Annotated in this window: 18 protein-coding genes; 4 read left to right on the top strand and 14 right to left on the bottom strand. The window is 73.0% G+C overall.

What is annotated here, in order from left to right:
- Positions 1–115: 115 nt before the first annotated feature.
- Positions 116–2,242: a molybdopterin-dependent oxidoreductase gene (locus ACERUN_RS00690; RefSeq protein WP_370287614.1), complete on the top strand. Its 2,127-nt coding sequence runs from the start codon at positions 116–118 to the stop codon at positions 2,240–2,242.
- Between the two features lie 52 nt (positions 2,243–2,294).
- Entirely contained in the window at positions 2,295–2,708 is a 414-nt protein-coding gene (gene arfB, locus ACERUN_RS00695; RefSeq protein WP_370287656.1) for an alternative ribosome rescue aminoacyl-tRNA hydrolase ArfB, read from the top strand.
- 27 nt (positions 2,709–2,735) lie between these two features.
- On the opposite strand, the gene ACERUN_RS00700 is transcribed toward arfB, so the two are convergent.
- The 9 genes from ACERUN_RS00700 to rimP all read right to left on the bottom strand — a co-directional run bounded on the left by ACERUN_RS00700 (position 2,736) and on the right by rimP (position 12,402).
- Positions 2,736–3,917 (bottom strand): sulfite oxidase, encoded by a 1,182-nt coding sequence (locus ACERUN_RS00700; protein ID WP_370287615.1) that lies wholly within the window; start codon positions 3,915–3,917, stop codon positions 2,736–2,738.
- A 32-nt stretch (positions 3,918–3,949) separates the two neighbouring features.
- Complete coding sequence (locus tag ACERUN_RS00705) at positions 3,950–4,972, bottom strand: hypothetical protein (RefSeq protein ID WP_370287616.1); 1,023 nt, start codon at positions 4,970–4,972, stop codon at positions 3,950–3,952.
- A gap of 3 nt (positions 4,973–4,975) precedes the next feature.
- Positions 4,976–5,923 (bottom strand): bifunctional riboflavin kinase/FAD synthetase, encoded by a 948-nt coding sequence (locus ACERUN_RS00710; RefSeq protein ID WP_370287617.1) that lies wholly within the window; start codon positions 5,921–5,923, stop codon positions 4,976–4,978.
- 43 nt (positions 5,924–5,966) lie between these two features.
- Positions 5,967–6,833: a tRNA pseudouridine(55) synthase TruB gene (gene truB / locus ACERUN_RS00715; protein WP_370287618.1), complete on the bottom strand. Its 867-nt coding sequence runs from the start codon at positions 6,831–6,833 to the stop codon at positions 5,967–5,969.
- Positions 6,833–7,306 carry a 30S ribosome-binding factor RbfA gene (gene rbfA, locus ACERUN_RS00720; RefSeq protein WP_370287619.1) on the bottom strand — a complete coding sequence of 158 codons (474 nt, stop codon included), beginning with the start codon at positions 7,304–7,306 and terminating at the stop codon, positions 6,833–6,835. Before rbfA ends, truB begins: the two co-directional genes overlap by 1 nt.
- 99 nt (positions 7,307–7,405) lie before the next feature.
- On the bottom strand, positions 7,406–10,282 hold the full coding sequence (gene infB / locus ACERUN_RS00725) for a translation initiation factor IF-2 (RefSeq protein ID WP_370287620.1): 2,877 nt from the start codon (positions 10,280–10,282) through the stop codon (positions 7,406–7,408).
- A gap of 94 nt (positions 10,283–10,376) precedes the next feature.
- A complete protein-coding gene (locus tag ACERUN_RS00730) occupies positions 10,377–10,763 on the bottom strand; it encodes a YlxR family protein (protein WP_370287621.1) in 387 nt (128 codons plus the stop codon).
- 59 nt (positions 10,764–10,822) lie between these two features.
- Positions 10,823–11,800 carry a transcription termination factor NusA gene (nusA, locus tag ACERUN_RS00735; RefSeq protein WP_370287622.1) on the bottom strand — a complete coding sequence of 326 codons (978 nt, stop codon included), beginning with the start codon at positions 11,798–11,800 and terminating at the stop codon, positions 10,823–10,825.
- Entirely contained in the window at positions 11,800–12,402 is a 603-nt protein-coding gene (gene rimP, locus ACERUN_RS00740) for a ribosome maturation factor RimP (RefSeq protein ID WP_370287623.1), read from the bottom strand. The genes nusA and rimP overlap by 1 nt, the downstream gene beginning before the upstream one ends.
- A 137-nt stretch (positions 12,403–12,539) precedes the next feature.
- Here rimP and ACERUN_RS00745 point away from each other — a divergent pair, with 137 nt between their 5' ends.
- The gene (locus ACERUN_RS00745; RefSeq protein ID WP_370287624.1) at positions 12,540–13,097 is read left to right on the top strand and encodes a hypothetical protein; all 558 of its coding nucleotides are present in this window, start codon (positions 12,540–12,542) and stop codon (positions 13,095–13,097) included.
- Complete coding sequence (locus tag ACERUN_RS00750) at positions 13,094–13,588, top strand: DUF4439 domain-containing protein (RefSeq protein WP_370287625.1); 495 nt, start codon at positions 13,094–13,096, stop codon at positions 13,586–13,588. Before ACERUN_RS00745 ends, ACERUN_RS00750 begins: the two co-directional genes overlap by 4 nt.
- 278 nt (positions 13,589–13,866) lie before the next feature.
- On the opposite strand, the gene ACERUN_RS00755 is transcribed toward ACERUN_RS00750, so the two are convergent.
- From ACERUN_RS00755 to ispG, 5 genes are all read right to left on the bottom strand, one after another.
- Positions 13,867–14,577: an HAD family hydrolase gene (locus ACERUN_RS00755; RefSeq protein ID WP_370287626.1), complete on the bottom strand. Its 711-nt coding sequence runs from the start codon at positions 14,575–14,577 to the stop codon at positions 13,867–13,869.
- 80 nt (positions 14,578–14,657) lie between these two features.
- Entirely contained in the window at positions 14,658–16,412 is a 1,755-nt protein-coding gene (locus tag ACERUN_RS00760; RefSeq protein ID WP_370287657.1) for a proline--tRNA ligase, read from the bottom strand.
- Positions 16,413–16,488: 76 nt separating this feature from the next.
- Positions 16,489–16,857 carry a DoxX family protein gene (locus ACERUN_RS00765; protein ID WP_370287627.1) on the bottom strand — a complete coding sequence of 123 codons (369 nt, stop codon included), beginning with the start codon at positions 16,855–16,857 and terminating at the stop codon, positions 16,489–16,491.
- A gap of 59 nt (positions 16,858–16,916) precedes the next feature.
- Entirely contained in the window at positions 16,917–17,762 is an 846-nt protein-coding gene (locus ACERUN_RS00770) for a GNAT family N-acetyltransferase (protein ID WP_370287628.1), read from the bottom strand.
- A 54-nt stretch (positions 17,763–17,816) separates the two neighbouring features.
- On the bottom strand, positions 17,817–18,968 hold the full coding sequence (gene ispG / locus ACERUN_RS00775) for a flavodoxin-dependent (E)-4-hydroxy-3-methylbut-2-enyl-diphosphate synthase (RefSeq protein WP_370287629.1): 1,152 nt from the start codon (positions 18,966–18,968) through the stop codon (positions 17,817–17,819).
- Positions 18,969–18,980 lie beyond the last annotated feature (12 nt).

Raw genomic sequence — 18,980 nt, forward strand, 5'->3', positions numbered from 1 at the left:
TCCTGGGGCTCTCTTTGTCCGCGGCCGTTCTGACGGCAACCGCAGGAGACTACCAACGCCCCGCGGGCCCGACCCAATCGCGGAACGGGCCTCGCGCGCGTGTGAGGATGCACGGATGAGCGAGAAGGCCGCGGAGCGCGTGGGAGTCTGCAATCTGTGCGAGGCCGCCTGCGGTCTGCTCCTGACGATCGAGGACGGCCGCGTCACCCGCGCGCGCGGCAACCCCGACGACCCGCTCTCGCGCGGGCACATCTGCCCGAAGGGCGTCGCCCTGGGCGACGTCCACGCCGACCCCGACCGCCTGCGCCGTCCGGTGCGCCGCATCGGCGACGGCGAGGCCGCGCGCTGGGAGGAGATGTCCTGGGACGAGGCGCTCGACCTCGTCGCCGATCGGCTGGCGGGCGTCGTCCGCGAGCACGGGCGCGACGCCGTGGCGGTCTACCTGGGCAACCCCAACGCGCACAGCCTCGGTTCGATGACCCACGGCACGGCGCTGGTGAAGTCGCTGCGCACCCGCAACCCCTTCAGCGCCACCTCGGTCGACCAGCTCCCCCACCAGCTGATCGGCCACCTCCTCTACGGCCACCAGCTGCTGCTCCCGGTGCCCGACATCGACCGCACCTCGCTGTTCGTGGTGATCGGCGGCAACCCGATGGCCTCCAACGGCTCGCTGATGACCGTGCCCGACTTCCCGCGACGGCTGCGCGCGCTGCAGGAGCGCGGCGGGCGCATGGTGGTGCTCGACCCGCGGCGCACCGAGACCGCGCAACGCGCCGACGAGCACCACTTCGTGCGGCCCGGCACGGACGCCTGGGTGCTGCTCGCGGTGCTGCGCACGATCCTCGACGAGGGACTCGCCACTCCCCCGGCCTGGCTCGACGACGTGGACGACGTCCGCGCCGCGATCGCGGACTTCACCCCCGACGCTGCCGAGCGGGCCAGCGGCGTCCCCGCAGCGACGATCGAGCGCCTGGCGCGCGAGATCGCCGCCGCCGACGGCGCCGCGGTCTACGGCCGCATGGGGGTCTCGACCCAGGAGTTCGGCCTCGTGTGCCAGTGGGCCGTGCAGCTGATCAACCTCGTCACCGGCAACGTCGACCGCGAGGGCGGCATGATGCTGACGCGGCCGGCGATCGACATCGTCGGACGCGGTCTCATCGGCCGCGGTGGTCACGCCCGCTGGCGCTCGCGGGTGCGACAGGCGCCGGAGACCGGCGGCGAGCTGCCGGTCTCGGTGCTCCGTGAGGAGATGGAGACCCCTGGCGAGGGGCAGGTGCGGGCGCTGCTCACCATCGCCGGCAACCCGGTGCTCTCCACCCCCGACGGCGCTGCGCTCGACCGCGCGATGGACGACCTGGACTTCATGGTGTCCATCGACATCTACCTCAACGAGACCACGCGCCACGCCGACGTGATCCTGCCCCCGACGACCCTGCTCGAGCGCGACCACTACGACCTCGTCTTCCACGCGCTGGCCGTGCGCGACACCGCCCGCTTCACCCCGGCCCTGTTGCCGAAGGGCCGCGACCAGCGTCACGACTGGCAGATCTTCCGCGACCTCCACGCCCGACTCCAGCAGCGCCTGCCCGCCGGTGGATCGCTCCGCTCGCGACTCACCGCGCGGGCCAGGATGAGCATGAGCCCCACGTTCCTCGTCGGCATGCTGCTGCGCACGGGCCGCTCGGGCGTCACCCTCACCGACCTGCGCCGCACCCCGCAGGGAGTCGACCTCGGCCCGCTCACCCCCGGCCAGCTGCCGCAACGGCTCTTCACCCGCGACAAGCGAGTGCGGGCGCTGCCCGGCATCGTGGGCGACGACCTCGCCCGCCTGCGCACCCAGCAGCCCGTGGACGACGGCCGCCTGCTGCTCATCGGCCGGCGCCACCAGCGCGACTGCAACTCGTGGCTGCACAACACCGAGCGGCTGACCAGGGGGCAGGCCCGCCACCACCTGCTGATGCACCCCGGCGACCTGGCCGAGCGCGGGCTGGTCGACGGCGCGACGGTCACGGTCACCTCCCGCGTCGGGTCGGTGCAGGTGGAGGTGCGCGCCAGCGAGGACGTCATGCGCGGCGTGGTCTCGCTGCCGCACGGCTACGGGCACCAGCGACCCGGCGCGAACGTGCGCCTGGCGGTGGCCGAGTCGGTCGTCGGCGTCTCGATCAACGACCTCACCGATCCCGAGCGCCTCGACGTGTCCGGCAACGCCGCCCTGTCGGGCGTGCCGGTCACGGTCGCCTGACCGGCTGCCGTGTCGGCGCGCGGATGACCCCACGGGAGACCCGGTGGACCTGATCGTGCCTCCCGGGCCGGGCGTGCCCGGTGGACTGGTCGTGCCCGCGGGCGAGCTCGTGGAGCGCTTCTCCCGCTCTCCCGGCCCCGGCGGCCAGTCGGTCAACACCGCCGACAGCCGCGTCGAGCTCCTCTGGGACCCCGCCACCTCGAGCGTGCTCGACGAGCGACGGCGCGAGCGGCTCGTCGTCCGCGCGCCCGGGCCGCTGAGCGTGGTGGCCCACGAGCACCGCTCCCAGCACCGCAACCGGGTGGCAGCCCGTGAACGACTGGCGGCGCTTATCCGCGAGCTGCTCGCTCCTCCGCCGCCCCCGCGACGCGCGACCAAGCCGACCCGCGGCTCGCAGCGACGCCGGCTCGACGCCAAGTCGCGTCGCGGCGACGTCAAGCGGCTGCGCGGGCGCGTCCAGGACTGAAGCTGCCTGGCGGCCCAGCCGCCGTTCTCAGCCGACGACGACGGGGTGGCGCACCACGGCGTCGAAGAAGTAGCCGTTGGGGTTGGCGGCGGCCACGTCGGGCTGGGTGCGGCCGAGCCGGTCGGTGGCGCGCGCGAGCAGCTCGTGGCGCCCCGCTCGGGGCGACCTCCAGACGTGGCTCCAGCGCGTCCAGCCGTTGCCGTGGTCGGCGCTGCGGGCGTCGTCGCGGCGCAGGCGGGCGGCCCGCCACGTCGTGCCGCCGTCGGTGCTGATCTCGACGCGGGCGATGGGCGCTGCTCCCGACCACGAGCGGCCCGTGAGGACGACGCTGCGCCCGGCCGGCAGCGCGGCCTCCCACGGCAGCTCCCACGCGGAGCGCACGGGGTTGACCGTCAGCGGACCGCCGATGTTGTACCAGCGGGTGTTCCACGGCGAGGTCAGCTCGCGCCTGGCCACCTCGAGCTCCCCGAGCCACTTGATGCTGGCGATGCCGACCCAGCCGGGCAGCACCAGTCGCAGCGGGAACCCGTGGTCGGGCAGCAGGGGCCGCCCGTTGGCACCCCAGGCGAGGAGGGCGTCGTCCAGCGCCTTGGCGACGGGGAAGGCACGGCGCACGCGCCCGAGGTTCTCGCCCTTGTCGATGTAGTCGTCGTCGAGGCCGACCGCCTGGATCGAGACGGCGTCGGGGCGCACTCCGGCCCAGCGCAGCACGTCGCGCAGCCGCACGCCCTGCCAGCGCACGGTGCCGACCGCACCGAGCGTCCACTGCGTGCCCGGCGCGGGCGTGCCCTGCTGGGTGGCGAAGAAGCTGCGGCCGTTCCCGGTGCACTCGTGCACTGAGGTGAGCTCGACGACGCGGAAGCGTCGTCGCAGCTCATCGAGCCCGAGGCTCACGCCCTCGGGGCGACGCAGGCCGTCGCCGTGCAGGCGCAACCGGTAGGTCGCGGGGTCGATCTGCGGCGTGCGGGTGTGGTTGCGCACGAACAGGCGCGGCTGCGGAGTGAGGTAGCGGCGCGGATCGACGGCGGAGAAGCGCATCTCGGCATTGGTGCCGAAGTCGATGAAGGTCGCGGGCGGGGTCGGCTTGAGGATCGCGGGGCTGGCCGCCTGAGCAGGAGGCACCAGGGCCCCGAGTCGAGCCGCGGCCAGGCCAGCGGCGCCGACGGCCGGGAGGGCGAGCAGGGAGCGACGGTCCACCGAGAGCGACATGCGAAGAGAGTAACAAGACTCTCTTAGTCCTCTTAATCTTCTTCGATCGTCGGGGAGTCGTCGCGACGCATCTCGCGGTAGGCCACCCGCGCACTCACAGCCCGCTCGAGCTCGCGGGTCACGGTGGAGAAGAACTGGCGCCGGTAGAGGTCGTCGGTGACGGCGTAAACGGTGAAGTAGAGCCCACTGAACGCCGCGAGGAAGGTGGCCACGCGCAGCAGCTCGAGGCTGAGTCGGGTGCCGAACAGGTCGCCGACCGGCCCGCGGACGGCGGTGAGCGGGTGCGTGAGCCACAGCTCGAGCACGGCCGGATCCATCGCCACGACACCGAAGAGCAGGAAGAAGGCCCACACCGCGACCGCGAGCAGGAGCACCTGGACGAACTGCGTCACGAGGAGCACCAGCACGAGGTTCGCCCGCTGCAGACCGGTGACCTCGGCATGCACCCCGCCGACCCGATCGACACGGTCGGCGATGGCGCGCGAGGTCGGCTCGAACGGCGTGCCCGCGCAGGCCTCGACGAGCTGCTCGGCCTCGACCTGGTCGTCGACGCGATCGAGCTCCTCGGGCAGCCGAGTGAGCAGGAAGCCCACGGCCACCGCGGCGAAGAGCAGTACGGCGATCCAGAGCACGCCGCTGTCGAGTGCGGCCGCCACCTGCCAGACCTCGGTGTTGATGAAGAGGAAGGTGATGAACAGGAGCAGGAGCGGCAGGGCGCGCGTCACCAGCGGCAGCAGGAGCCCGAGCGAACCGAAGGTGCGCCGCAGCGCCCAGACGACGATGAGCCAGGCGCGCAGCGTGGCCACGGCGTACACCGACAGGACGAGCCCGATCGTCGTCAGTGCCGCACCGAGCGAGGCGGCGGCCCCGAGCAGGGGCGCCCCCACCGCGCCCACGGCTGCTGCGAGCACCACGGCCGCCGCGGTGATCGGCACGAGGCGGGCTCGCGTCAGCCCGCGGGCCACCGACGCGCGGTAGCCGTCGACGAAGTAGGGCAGGCCGTGGTCCACGAACCACCGCTCGGCCGCCTCGACCTCCGCCGCCGATGCCGCCACCGGTTACAGCCCGAGGGCCCTGCGGGTGTCGGCCACGTCGCCCGCCATCGCCTCGAGCAGCTCCTCGACGGAGTCGAAGCGGGCCATGCCGCGCACGCGCTCGACGAAGGCCACCTCGACCTCGCGGTCGTAGAGCCGCAGGTCGTCGCGGTCGAGCACGTACGACTCCACCCGGCGTTCGCGCTCGCCGGCGAAGGTGGGATTGGTGCCCACGCTGATCGCCGCGGGATAGGTGGTGCCGGCGTCGGGTCCGTCGAGCACCGTGAGCCGTCCGGCGTAGACGCCGTCGGCCGGAGCGGCGGCTCCCTCACCGACCGCCACGTTGGCCGTGGGGTAGCCCAGCTCACGGCCCCGCTGGTCGCCCTTCACGACGATCCCGCGCGTGGTGAAGGGCCGGCCGAGGGCCTCGGCGGCGCCGGAGACGTCGCCGGCCGCCAGGCAGGTGCGCACGTAGGTGGAGGACCACACCTGGGGCCCGCCGTCGAGGGTGACCTCCTCGAGCTCGAAGTCCTTCTCGGTGCCCACGGCGCGCAGCAGGTTGCAGTCGCCGGCGGCGCGGTTGCCGAAGCGGAAGTTCGCACCGACCACGACGGCGCGCGCGTGCAGGGTGTCGACGATGATCCGGTCGATGAACTCCTGCGGGCTCCAGGCCGCGATGTCGCGACTGAAGGGGATGACGAGCACGTCGTCCACCCCGGCCTCGGCCATCAGCCGGGTGCGCTCCGCGATGCTCGTGAGCGCGGCCGGCGCGTGGTCGGGTCGCAGCACCGCGATGGGGTGCGGGTCGAAGGTCACGGCGATCACGTGGTCGACGCCGACGCGCCGGGCCACCTCGCGGGCCTGCGCCACCACGTGGCGGTGCCCGCGGTGCATGCCGTCGAAGTTGCCGATCGTCACCACCGTGCGGCCGAGATCGGCCGGGACGTCGCTGAAGTCACGCCACACTCGCACGTCGGTCACTCTCCCACATCGCCGGTGACGTGGGGCTCCGGGTTCAGCCGACGAAGACGGCCTCGGGGCGCGCGCCGTCGCTGTCGGGGCGGTAGAGGGCGAGAAACTCCCCCGCCGGGTCGAACAGAGCGGTGAGGTCGTCGATGCGCAGCGCCAGGCGGCGTCCGTAGCGCACGGCCTGCGCCTGCTCGGCGTCGAGGTCGAGGCTCGGGAAGCTCTGCCGGGCGGCGTCGTCGAGGCCGATCACGCCGAGGTGGTCGAGGTCGGTGTTCGCCTCGTCGAGGGTGAACCCGCCCACCGAGTGCCGCCGCAGCGAGGTGAGGTGGCCGCCGACGCCGAGCGCCGCCCCGAGGTCGCGGGCGATGGCGCGGATGTAGGTGCCGCTCGAGCAGCGCACCAGGATGGTCAGGTCGAGCAGCGCGCCGTCCTCGCCGGCCCGCCGGAAGCCATCGGCCTCGAGGTCGTGGACGACGACCCGCCGGGCCTTCAGCTCGACACGCTCACCGGCCCGCACCCGCTCGTAGGCGCGGCGCCCGTCGACCTTGATGGCCGAGACCGCCGAGGGCACCTGCTCGATCTCGCCGCGGAAGGCCTCCAGCGCCGCGCGCACGGCGGCCTCGTCGAGGTGGGCGGCCGAGGCTGTCGAGACGACCTCGCCCTCGCGGTCGTCGGTCGTCGTGGCCTGGCCCAGGCGCACGGTGGCGGAGTAGACCTTCTCGGTGAGCATCAGGTGCCCGAGCAGACGGGTGGCGCGCTCGACCCCCAGCACGAGCACGCCGGTGGCCATCGGGTCGAGGGTGCCGGCGTGGCCGACCTTGCGGGTGCCGCAGGTGCGCCGCACGCGGGCCACGACGTCGTGGGAGGTCATGCCCTCCGGCTTGTCGACGACCACGATGAAGGAGCCCGCCATCAGTCGTCGTCCCGGTCGCCCTCGCCGTCCTCGACATCCTCGACGTCCTCGCCGATCTCGCGCGGCTTCTTGTAGGGGTCGGCCTCGCCAGCCGGCTGTGCGCCCTCGCGGGCGGCGGCGACGGCGGCGTCGGCCTCGCGGGCGCGGGCGAGCACCTCGTCGAGCTGACGTGCGGACTCCGGAACGCCGTCGAACTCGAAGGCCAGGCTCGGCACGTGCCGCATGCCCAGCTGCTTGCCGACCTCCGAGCGCAGCATCCCCTTGGCCGACTCGAGCGCCGCCGCGGTGGCCTGCTGGTCGGCGTCCTCACCGAGCACGGTGTAGTAGATGGTGGCGTTCTGGGCGTCGCCGGTGAGGCGCACCTCGGTGATGGTGACGAAGCCGAGCCGGGGATCCTTGATGCGGCGCTCGAGCATCTCGGCGACGATCACCTGGATGCGGTCGGCGATCTTGCGCACGCGGGGGCTGGCCATGGGGTGTTCCTATCAGTTCGGCTGTGGGATTCGCAGGGTGGAGCGGCTGCGCCGCCCGCCCCGGTGCGGGACGGGCGGCGCAGAGGACCGGGAGGCGTCTCAGCCCCGCGGGATCTCCTTCATCTCGAAGGCCTCGACGATGTCGCCCTCCTTGATGTCCTGGAAGTTGCGCAGGACCAGACCGCACTCGAAGCCCTCACGGACCTCGGCGGCGTCGTCCTTCTCGCGCTTGAGCGAGGCGAGGTCCAGGTTGTCGGCCACCACGGCACCGTCACGGAGCACACGGACCTTGGCGTTGCGTCGGATGACGCCGCCGATGACCATGCAGCCCGCGATGTTGCCGACCTTGGAGGAGCGGAAGATCGCGCGGATCTCGGCCTGACCGAGCGTCGACTCCTCGTACTCAGGCTTGAGCATGCCCTTGAGGGCCGCCTCGATCTCCTCGATCGCCTGGTAGATGACCGAGTAGTAGCGGATCTCGACGCCTTCCTTCTCCGCCATCTGGCCCGCCTTGCCCTGGGGCCGGACGTTGAAGCCGATGATGATGGCGTCGGAGGCGGCGGCGAGGTCGACGTTGGTCTCGGTGATCGCACCGACACCGCGGTCGATCACGCGCAGGCTGACCTCGTCGCCCACGTCGATCTGCGCCAGGGCGTCCTCGAGGGCCTCGACCGAACCGGACACGTCGCCCTTGAGGATGAGGTTGAGCTCCTGGCTCTCGCCCTTCTCCATGGAGGCCATGAAGTCCTCGAGGGTGCGGCGCACCCGACGCTTGGCCTGCATGGCCGCACGCTCGCGTGCCTCGCGCTTCTCGGCGATCTGGCGGGCCATGCGGTCGTCCTCGACCACGATGAAGTTCTGACCCGCGCCCGGCACGGACGACAGACCCAGGACCATCGCCGGGCGAGCCGGGTCGGCCTCGGTGATCTCGTTGCCGTGCTCGTCGAGCATGGCGCGCACGCGGCCGTGGGCCGGGCCGGCGACGATGGAGTCGCCGACGCGGAGGGTTCCGCGCTGCACGAGGATCGTGGCCACCGGACCGCGACCGCGGTCGAGGTGCGCCTCCACGACGAGACCCTGTGCGTCCTGCACGGGGTTGGCGCGCAGGTCGAGCGAGGCGTCGGCGGTGAGGACGACGGCCTCGAGCAGCTTGTCGAGGTGCAGACCGGCCTTGGCCGAGACGTCGACGAACATGGCGTCGCCGCCGTACTCCTCGGGCACCAGGCCGTACTCGGAGAGCTGACCGCGCACCTTGGTGGGGTCGGCCGCCTCCTTGTCGATCTTGTTGACCGCAACCACGATCGGCACGTTCGCCGCCTTGGCGTGGTTGAGCGCCTCGATCGTCTGCGGCATCACGCCGTCGTCGGCCGCGACCACCAGCACCGCGATGTCGGTGGCCTGCGCACCGCGAGCACGCATGGCGGTGAACGCCTCGTGACCCGGGGTGTCGATGAAGGTGATGCGACGCTCGTCGCCGTCGACATCGGTGCGCACCTGGTAGGCGCCGATGTGCTGGGTGATGCCACCGGCCTCGCCGGCCACCACGTTGGCGTTGCGCAGGGCGTCGAGCAGCTTGGTCTTTCCGTGGTCGACGTGACCCATGACCGTGACGACCGGGGGTCGCACGACCAGGTCGGACTCGTCGCCCTCGTCGGCACCGAACTCGATGTCGAAGGACTCCAGCAGCTCGCGGTCCTCGTCCTCCGGGGAGACGACCTCGACCACGTAGTTCAGCTCGTCGCCGAGCAGCTCGAGGGTCTCGTCGCCCACGGACTGGGTGGCGGTGACCATCTCACCGAGGTGGAAGAGCATCTGCACGAGCGAGGCGGCGTCGACGCCGATCTTCTCGGCGAAGTCGGTGAGCGAGGAGCCACGGGCCAGACGGACGGTCTCGCCGTTGCCCTTGCGGACGCGCATGCCGCCGATCGTCGGGGCCTCCATGGCCTCGAACTCCTGGCGACGCGCCCGCTTGGACTTGCGACCGCGACGCGCGGGGCCGCCGGGACGACCGAAGGCGCCCTGCGTCTGACCGCGCTGGCCGGGGCGACCGCCGCCGGGGCGACCGCCGCCCGAGGGACCGGGGCCGAAGCCGCCGGGACCGCGACCGGGAGCACCCGCGCCGGCACCGGGACGACCCGGGGCACCGCGACCGGGGGCACCGGGGCGGCCGGGACCGCCGCCGGGACGACCCGGACCGCGACCGCCCGGACCCTGGCCGAAGGCGGCCGGGTTCTTGGGCATCATCGCGGGGTTCGGACGCGGCATCCCGCCGGGGCGGGGACCGCCGGCACCGGCGCCGGCCGGCGGACGCGGGCCGCCGGGGCCGGCGTCACCCTCGCGCGGCGGCGGGGCGGGGCGTCGTCCCATGCCCTGGCTGGGGGCGAAGGGGTTGTTGCCGGGGCGCGGCGTGCCACCGGGCTTGCCCACCGGACGCGGGGCCGGGGCCTTGGGGGCCGGCGGACGCGGGGCGGCCGGACGGGGACCCGGGGTCGCACCACCGTCAGTGCGGCCGGGGGCCGGCGCGGCGGGGGCAGCAGGGGCGGCCGGCGCCTCGGGGGCGGCGGGCGCAGCAGCGGCGGGGGCCTCCGGGGCGGCGGGCGCCTCGGGGGTCTTCGCCGGACCGGGGCGGGGGCCGGGGCGCGGCGCCGACGGCTTGTCGGCGGCGGGCGCGGCCGGGGCCGCCGGGGCCGGAGCAGCGGGCGCTGCCGGGGCCTCGGGAGCGGCCGGAGCCTTGGGGGCCGGCTTGGGCGCGGCGGGCTTGGGCGCAGCGGCAGGTGCCGCAGCCTCGCCGCCGGCGGGCTTCATCTTCGCGAGAAGGTCGGCACCGTAGGTGTCCTCGAACTTCTTCACGGCGGGGAGCTCGATGCTGGAGGACGCCGTCTTGGCGAACTCACCGATCGCGCTCAGCTTCTCCAGCGCTTCCTTGCTGGGGATGCCGTACTTCTTCGCGAGCTCGGAAACTCGGGTCTTGGCCACGTTTCTCCTTCTGGCCCAAGACCCGGGGGGATCTTCAGACCGTTGGTGGGTGGTGCAGAACGAACTGGCTCATCGCGAGGTACTCATCGAGTGCTCATGAGCTGCTGCTCCAGTCTCTGGTGGACGGTTCGGTCGGATTCGGATCGTGCGGGTCGCCGGCGGCCGCAGCCGCGAGGTACTCCCCCACCGGCGCGGTGGACAGCCCGTCCGGACCCGGCGCGATGCGCAGGGCGCGGGCGAAGGCCTTCCGCCGCACGGCGAGGTCGTAGCAGCCGGAGGTGGGGTGCAGATGCGCCCCACGGCCCGGCGCAGCTCCCGTCGGGTCGGGGACGACGGCCGGGCGGCCGTCGCGTCCCGAGCCGGCGGTCACCCGCAACAACTCGCGTCGGGTGGCCCGCTGCCGACACCCGATGCAAGTGCGGACAGGTCCCGGGATCGGGAGGTCGTCTGCCCCTGCAGGGGAATCTCGTCGGCGGGTCACCGAGCGTCCACTCTACCGCCGGTGTGGGCCGCAGCACGAACCGGCGGTGTCGCGGCGGCTCAGGAGTCGTTCGACTCCTCGTCGGAGTGGATGTCGATGCGCCATCCGGTGAGTCGCGCGGCGAGTCGGGCGTTCTGCCCCTCCTTGCCGATCGCGAGCGAGAGCTGGAAGTCGGGGACGACGACCCGGGCCGCGCGAGCGGAGGCGTCGACCACCGTGACCGAGCGCACCTGGGCCGGCGAGAGGGCGTTGGCCACGAAGCGGGCGGGGTCCTCGGCCCAGTCGACGATGTCGATCTTCTCGCCGCCGAGCTCGGCCATCACGTTGCGCACGCGCTGGCCCATCGGGCCGATGCAGGAGCCCTTGGCGTTGACGCCGGGGACGGTCGAGCGCACAGCGATCTTCGAGCGGTGGCCCGCCTCGCGCGCGATCGCGACGATCTCGACGGTGCCGTCGGCGATCTCGGGGACCTCGAGGGCGAAGAGCTTCTTGACCAGGGTCGGGTGCGATCGCGACAGCGAGACCTGCGGACCGCGCATGCCCTTGCGCACCGACACCACGAGCGCCTTGATGCGCGTGCCGTGGCTGTAGTCCTCGCCGGGCACCCGCTCGCTCGCGGGCAGCTGGGCCTCGAGGCGGCCGAGATCGACCAGGACGTCGTCCGAGCGACGCCCCTGCTGGATGACGCCGGAGACGATGTCGAACTCCTTGCCGGAGAACTCGCCGAACTTGATCTCGTCCTCGGCGTCGCGCAGCCGCTGCATCATCACCTGCCGCGCCGTGGTGGCGGCGATGCGGCCGAAGTCGTCGGGGGTGTCGTCGTACTCCCCCACCTTCGCGCCCTCGCCGTCGAGCTCGGGCACGATCACCCGCACGCGTCCGGACTTGCGGTCGAGCTCGACGCGCGCGCCGGGCAGGGCTCGGTCGGTCTTGTAGTAGGCGGTGAGCAGGGCCTGCTCGATGGCCTCGACGAGGACGTCGAAGGAGATCTCCTTCTCGCGCTCGAGGGCGCGCAGGTTGCTCAGGTCGATGTCCATCAGTTCTCCACCTCGTCGGTGTCGTCGTTGTCGGTGCCGTCGGTGTCGGTGCCCTCGGCGTCGATCCCGTCGTCGGGCTCGTCGGCCGCGCCACGGGCGGGGCGGCGGTTGAACTCGATCTGCACGAGCGCCTTGGTGATCTCGGCGTAGGCCAGGCGGCGGGGCGCGCCGTCGACCTCGAGGACGACGCCCTCGTCGTCGCTCTCGCCGATGCGGCCGGTCACCTCCTCGCGCGTCTCGCCCTCGCCCAGCACGACGGCCACGAGCCGGTCGTGGTTGCGCCGCCAGTGGCGGGGATGCGTGAGCGGTCGATCGACGCCGCGGGAGGTGACCTCGAGGGTGTAGGGCTGCTGGCCCATCGCGTCGGAGGCGCCGTCGGGGCCGGGCGTCTCGAGCACGCGGTCGATCACCTTGGTGGCCGAGGCCACGTCGTCCAGCGAGACGCCGCCGTCGGCGTCGACGGCGACACGGAGCACGCGGCGGTTGCCGGCCGGGCTGAGCTCGACGGCTTCGAGGTCGAGGCCGACCTCGGCGAGCGGTGTGGTGAGAGCGGCGGCGACCCGCTCCTCGGTGGCGCGACGTGCGCCCTGGCCCGAACCCATGGATGCCTCCGTGTCCTGTTGTGTGTCTGGTTGTGGGTGCGTCCGCTCGCGGCGGGCGGGACCGGCTGCCTGAGGCACGCTCGTCTCCACCGCGGGTGGATCCATCACCCTAGCGCGTGGGCCGCTAGGGTCACGATGTGCGCGACACCTCTCTCGGCCGGACGCGCCCGTCGCGCCGCGCGGTGATCGCCGTCGGAGCGGGCGCCGTGGTGGCCCTCAGCGGGTGCGATGCCCTCGACGCCGTCACTGGCGGCCCCGACGGCGCCTCCCCCTCCGGTGATGTCACCCCCACGGCCCCCGCAGCCGATGCCGACGACGCGGTCGTCGGTCGCGCGAAGGCCGCTCTGGAGTCGGCCGAGCGGGCCGCCGTCGCCGCGGCCGGCGTGCCCGCGCTCGCCGCGATCGGCTCCCGCCTCGCGCGACTGCACCGCGCGCACCTGCGCGAGCTCGGCGCCGTCGCCGGCACCGCGACGTCCTCCTCGCCGGCAGCCTCCACCTCGCCCTCCACGAACGCGCCGGCCGCGCCGGCGCCCGCAGGCGACCGAGCGCGGGCACTGCGCGCACTGGTCACCGCGGAGCGTCGCCTCCAGGACGAACTGGTGGGAGCCGCGCTGCAGGCCCGCAGCGGTGTCCTGGCTCAACTCCTCGCCTCCATGGCCGCGTCAGTGGCCCAGCAGCGGGCGGTGCTGAGGTGAGCGGGACGACGAGCGCGCCGTCGCCGGGCTCCTCGTCCTCGCCGGGCACCGACGGTGCGGAGCGCTCCGACGCCGCGAGCGCCGAGGTCGAGGCCCTCCAGACCGTGCTGGCCGCCGAGCACGCGGCGGTCTTCGTCCTCGCGGCCCTGGGTGCGCGCACCTCGAGCAGCGGCGACCCGCGCGGCTACCGGGCGCTGACCTCCGCCTACGACGTGCACCGCGGGCGCCGCGACCAGGTCGAGCGACTGCTCGCCGCGCGGCGGGCCACACCGGTGGCGGCAGAGCCCGCCTACGCCCTGCCGCTGCGACCCGACGCGGCCGCGACCCGGCGCCGCGCCGCCTCGCTGGAGGAGTCGTGCGCGGCCACCTACGCCTACCTCGTGGCCCGCAGCAGCGGGGCGGTGCGCCAGTTCGGCGTGGAGGCGCTGATCGACGCGGCCGTGCGCGCGGTGGGTCTCGGGGCGGCGCCCGATCGCCTGCCCGGGCTGTAGAGCGCGGGGCACAGGGCGCGGGCCGCCGGCCGACTCGACTGGTCCCCAAAACCAGTCAGCGGTTCGTGGCCTCCGAGTTCCGAGGAACTCCCGAGACGTCCCCCGAAACTCGGAGGCCACGAACCGCTTGGTCGACCGGGGACACGGTCGCGGAGCGGCGGGAGAGGTGGGGCTCGTCGCCGTCCGTGTGCACAATCATGCAACACGCGACCGGGTGCGGTCTCTAGCTCGCAATCCTCATAAATGTGCAGTGCACAAACCTGCAGACGATCACCGGCTCAGCGCCAGGGAGCGAGCAGGTCGGGGATCTCGCTGAGGCGGTGCGCCACGGCGTCCGGAGTGCCCTCCGTGTGGCCGACCTGCTCGGCGGGGATGTCGCTGTGCGGCACGTGGATGGCGCGGAGTCCGGCGTTGTGGGCGCCCCAGACGTCGTCGAAGAGCCGGTCGCCGACGTAGACGCAACGCGCGGGATCGGTGGCGCCGACGGCGTCCATGGCCGCACGGAAGGCCTCGGGAGCCGGCTTGGTGAACGGGATCTCGCAGCTGTAGACGTCGCCGTCGATGAGGTCGAGTACGCCGTCGCGCTCGAAGAAGCCGCGGTGCCACGCGCGCGGCCAGAGGGTGTTGGAGAGGATCCCGACCTTGATGCCCTCGCCGCGCAGCCACCGGAACAGCGGCGCCACCTCGGGGTCGGTGAGGGTGTGGGGCTCCCAGAAGTCGTAGTAGGCGTCGAGCAGGTCGGGGTCGTGGTCGAGGCCCGCCTCGTCGAACAGGTCGCCGATGCTCGCGCTGCGCTGGTGGTCGCGGCTGCGTCCCCAGATCACCGATCCCGCGCGGTGCAGCCGCTCGGCGAACGCGTGGTGGTCGTCGCTGGGGTCGGGGGTGCTGCGCACCGCCTGCGCCAGCGCCACGGACTCGGCGTGGAAGTCGATGTCGTGCCAAGCGGTCAGCGTGCCGCCCCAGTCGAAGATCACTGCGTCGATCGCCATGGCGCCCACCCTAGGCAGCGCCGCCGACACGCACGACGCCCGCCCGGATCACTCCGGACGAGCGTCGGCGAGCAGCGCGCTCAGCCCCGCACGAGGGCGACCAGCGCCTCGCTGGCGCCCTCGAGGGCGATCTCCTGCTTCTCGCCGCTGCGACGGTCCTTGACCTCGATGACGCCGTCGGCGACCCCGCGGCCCACGGTGACGATCGTCGGGACGCCGATCAGCTCGGCGTCCTTGAACTTCACGCCCGGGCTCACCTTGCCGGCGCGGTCGTCGAGCAGGACGTCGAGACCGGCCGCGGTGAGGTCGGCCGCCAGCTTCTCGGCGGCCTCGAAGATCGAGGCGTCCTTGCCCGCCGCCACGACGTGGACGTCGGCCGGGGCGACGTGGCGCGGCCAGCAGAGACCGATGTCGTCGAGGGTGGCCTCGGCGATCACCGCCACCGCGCGGGTGACACCGATGCCGTAGGAGCCCATGGTGACGGTGACCAGCTTGCCGTTCTCGTCGAGCACCTTGAGGTCGAGGGCGTCGGCGTACTTGCGGCCGAGCTGGAAGACGTGGCCCATCTCGATGCCGCGGGCGGTGTGCAGCGCACCGTCGCACACCGGGCACGCGTCGCCCTCGCGCACCTCGGCGGCCTCGATGGTGCCGTCGGGGGTGAAGTCGCGGCCCGCGACGAGGTCGAGAACGTGCTTGCCGGACTCGTCGGCGCCCGTCACCCAGCGCGAGCCGTCGACCACCCGCGGGTCGACGAGGTAGCGGATGCCACTGGTCGACTCCTCCCCCAGGGCGCCGGGGCCGATGTAGCCCTTGACCAGGGCGGGGTGGCGGGCGAACTCGGCCTCGTCCATGGGCTCGACCTCGATGGGCTCGAGCTGTCCCTCCAGTCGCTTGGCGTCGACCTCGCGGTCCCCCGGCACGCCGATGGCGAGCGGCTCGCGGGTGCCGTCGGGGTGCTTGAGCATGACGAGCACGTTCTTGAGCGTGTCGCCGCCGTGCCAGGGCCGGTCCTGGCGCGGGAAGGCCGCGTTGAGGTGGTCGACGAGCGCGTCGATCGTCGCCGTGTCCGGGGTGTCCTCCACGTGCGCGGTCGGGGCGTCGTCCACGGGCAGCGGGTCGGGACGGCGGACCTGCACCGCCTCGACGTTGGCGGCGTAGTCGCAGGTGTCGCAGCGCACGTAGGTGTCCTCGCCGACATCGGCCCGGGCCAGGAACTCCTCCGACGTCGAGCCGCCCATCGCGCCCGCCGTCGCCTTGACGATGACGTAGTCGAAGCCGAGGCGGTCGAAGATGCGCACGTAGGCGTCGCGGTGGGCCCGGTAACTGGCCTCGAGGCCGGCGTCGTCGATGTCGAAGGAGTAGGAGTCCTTCATCGTGAACTCGCGCCCGCGCAGCAGACCGGCACGCGGGCGTGCTTCGTCGCGGTACTTCGTCTGGATCTGGTAGAGGCTCAGCGGCAGCTCCTTGTAGGAGCTGTACATGTCCTTCACCAGGAGGGTGAACATCTCCTCGTGGGTGGGGCCGAGGAGGTAGTCGGCGTCCTTGCGGTCCTTGAGCCGGAAGATGCCGTCGCCGTACTCGGTCCACCGGTTGGTGGCCTCGTAGGGCTCACGGGGCAGCAGCGCCGGGAAGCTGACCTCCTGGGCGCCGATCGAGTTCATCTCCTCGCGGATGATCGCCTCGATGCGGCGCAGCACCTGCAGACCCAGGGGCAGCCACGTGTAGATGCCGGGGGCCGCGCGGCGGATGTAGCCCGCACGCACCAGCAACCGGTGGCTGGGCACCTCGGCGTCGGCCGGGTCCTCCCGCAGGGTCCGCACGAACAGGGTCGACATCCGCATCAGCACGGGCGAAGCCTACGGGCGGCACGAGGCGCGGCACGAACCGGTTACAGCACCGCGGCGCGCGGGGTCAGGACTCGCGCGCCACCTTCAGCATGCTGCGGATCATCGGCCACTGCAGCGGCAGCCTGGCCAGCGTGCCCGCCTTAAACGCGGTGTTCGAGCTGCGCTGGGCGTCGAGCGCCATCTTGACGTTGCCGGGGAAGACGCCGGCCAGCAGCGCCGCACTCGCCACGGCAGCAGGACGACGGGTGGCCGGCACCGCGAGCCCGGCCGCGCAGGCGAGCTCGGCCACTCCGCTCCAGACGACCCACGGGCGCGGGCCGCCGGGCAGCTGCTCGGGCACGAGCGGCTCGAAGACCTCCGGCTTGACCAGGTGGATCACGCCGCTGACGGCGAAGGCGCCGGTGACGGCCTTGGCGGTGAGGGGAAGGCTCATGGGTCCTTCCTACCGGACGCCCCGGGCACGGGCCGACCCGGGCCGACCCGGGCCGCGGTTCAGTACATGATCGTGGCGAAGCGTGCCGTCTCGACGAAGCCGACCCGCTCGTAGGCGCTGCGGGCCGGGGTGTTCCAGTCGTTGACGTAGAGCGACACCGTGGGCGCGATGCGCGCTCGCACCAGGGCGGCGACCGCCGCCATGCCCGTCGTCGCGATCCCCTCACCGCGGCGGTGCGGGGGCACCCAGACCCCCTGGACCTGGGCGGCCTCGGGCGTCGCGCAGGCGACCTCGGCCTTGAAGACGAGCTCGTCGCCGTCGTAGCGGACGAACGACCAGGCGCGGCTCACCAGCTGCGCCACCCGGGCGCGGTAGAGGTCGGCGCCGCCTCCCGCCTCCGGCGAGACCCCGACCTCCTCGGTGTACATCGCCACACAGGCGGGATAGAGCGTCGGCAGGTCGCCGCGCACCCCGACGCGTACCTCGGGGTCGGGGTCGACCGCCGGCGGGCCGGCGATGGCCAGGTGCCGCTGGTCCCAGCGCAGGTCGCGGCCCGGCCCCCACTGCTCGGAGACCCGCACCCACAGCTCGCGCACGGCGTCCTGCGGGCCGACGATGGTGGACGCCGTGCGCCGGCGCGCCATCGCCCGCTCGGCGAAGGCGCGGGCGTCGTCCACGCTCGCACCGATCGGCACCAGGTTGGCAGCGGCGTGACAGGCGGCCACGAGCTCGCCGTCGACGTAGCGCCCCCACATCTCGCCGCCGAGCCACCGCGGCTCGAGGTTCGTGGTGCGGGCACGGTGGATCGCGAAGACGTTGACCACGGGATCGCGACCGGCCAGCTCGAGGAAAGCCGGCAGGTCGGCGCTCGCGAGCACGCGGACGCCGTGGCGGGTGGTCAACACGCCACGAGCCTAGGGGGTCGGGCCTCGCCCGCGCTCCCGCCGCGCTCGCCGGCCTCAGCCGACGGAGACGTCGGGCGTCGCGCCGTCCACGGGCTCCATCGTCTCGGCGATCTTCATCGCCTCCTCGATGAGCGTCTCGACGATCTCCGACTCGGGCACGGTCTTGATGACCTCGCCCTTGACGAAGATCTGGCCCTTGCCGTTGCCGGAGGCGACGCCGAGGTCGGCCTCGCGGGCCTCGCCGGGGCCGTTGACGACGCAGCCCATGACCGCCACGCGCAGCGGCACCTCGAGCCCGTCGAGACCGGCGGTCACCTTCTCGGCGAGGCTGTAGACATCGACCTGGGCGCGACCGCAGGAGGGGCACGAGACGATCTCGAGCTTGCGCGGGCGCAGGTTGAGCGACTGCAGGATCTGGATGCCGACCTTGACCTCCTCGACCGGAGGCGCCGACAGCGAGACGCGGATGGTGTCGCCGATGCCCTTGCTGAGCAGGGCGCCGAAGGCGGTGGCCGACTTGATGGTGCCCTGGAAGGCCGGGCCGGCCTCGGTGACACCGAGGTGGAGGGGCCAGTCGCCCTGCTCGGCGAGCAGCTCGTAGGCGCGCACCATGACGACGGGGTCGTTGTGCTTGACCGAGATCTTGAAGTCGCGGAAGCCGTGCTCCTCGAAGAGCGAGGCCTCCCACACCGCCGACTCGACGAGCGCCTCGGGCGTGGCCTTGCCGTACTTCTCGAGCAGTCGCTTGTCGAGCGAGCCCGCGTTGACGCCGATGCGGATCGACGTGCCGTGCTCGGTGGCGGCCTGGGCGATCTCCTTGATCTGGTCGTCGAAGCGCTTGATGTTGCCGGGGTTGACGCGCACGGCGGCGCAGCCCGCCTCGATGGCGGCGAAGACGTACTTCGGCTGGAAGTGGATGTCGGCGATCACCGGGATCTGCGAGTGCTGCGCGATCTGCGGCAGCGCATCGGCGTCGTCCTGGCTGGGGCAGGCGACGCGAACGATGTCGCAGCCCGCGGCGGTGAGCTCGGCGATCTGCTGGAGCGTGCTGTTGACGTCGGCGGTGAGGGTGGTCGTCATCGACTGCACCGAGATCGGGTGGTCGCTGCCCACCCCGATCTTGCCCACCTGGATCTGGCGGGTCGGGCGGCGGGGGGCCAGCACGGGCGGGGGCGGGGCCGGCATGCCGAGGTCGATCGACGTCATGGCACCAGGTTA

The sequence above is a fragment of the Nocardioides sp. genome, from assembly GCF_964229035.1.
GTDB lineage: Bacteria > Actinomycetota > Actinomycetes > Propionibacteriales > Nocardioidaceae > Nocardioides.

What these genes read in the sequence shown, in the direction of transcription:
- ACERUN_RS00690 (WP_370287614.1), top strand. Translation starts at nt 116, where the DNA reads ATGAGCGAGAAGGCCGCGGAGCGCGTGGGAGTCTGCAATCTGTGCGAG.
- ACERUN_RS00700 (WP_370287615.1), bottom strand. Translation starts at nt 3,917, where the DNA reads ATGTCGCTCTCGGTGGACCGTCGCTCCCTGCTCGCCCTCCCGGCCGTC.
- truB (WP_370287618.1), bottom strand. Translation starts at nt 6,833, where the DNA reads ATGGCGGGCTCCTTCATCGTGGTCGTCGACAAGCCGGAGGGCATGACC.
- rbfA (WP_370287619.1), bottom strand. Translation starts at nt 7,306, where the DNA reads ATGGCCAGCCCCCGCGTGCGCAAGATCGCCGACCGCATCCAGGTGATC.
- nusA (WP_370287622.1), bottom strand. Translation starts at nt 11,800, where the DNA reads ATGGACATCGACCTGAGCAACCTGCGCGCCCTCGAGCGCGAGAAGGAG.
- rimP (WP_370287623.1), bottom strand. Translation starts at nt 12,402, where the DNA reads ATGGGTTCGGGCCAGGGCGCACGTCGCGCCACCGAGGAGCGGGTCGCC.
- ACERUN_RS00755 (WP_370287626.1), bottom strand. Translation starts at nt 14,577, where the DNA reads ATGGCGATCGACGCAGTGATCTTCGACTGGGGCGGCACGCTGACCGCT.
- ACERUN_RS00760 (WP_370287657.1), bottom strand. Translation starts at nt 16,412, where the DNA reads ATGTCGACCCTGTTCGTGCGGACCCTGCGGGAGGACCCGGCCGACGCC.
- ACERUN_RS00765 (WP_370287627.1), bottom strand. Translation starts at nt 16,857, where the DNA reads ATGAGCCTTCCCCTCACCGCCAAGGCCGTCACCGGCGCCTTCGCCGTC.
- ispG (WP_370287629.1), bottom strand. Translation starts at nt 18,968, where the DNA reads ATGACGTCGATCGACCTCGGCATGCCGGCCCCGCCCCCGCCCGTGCTG.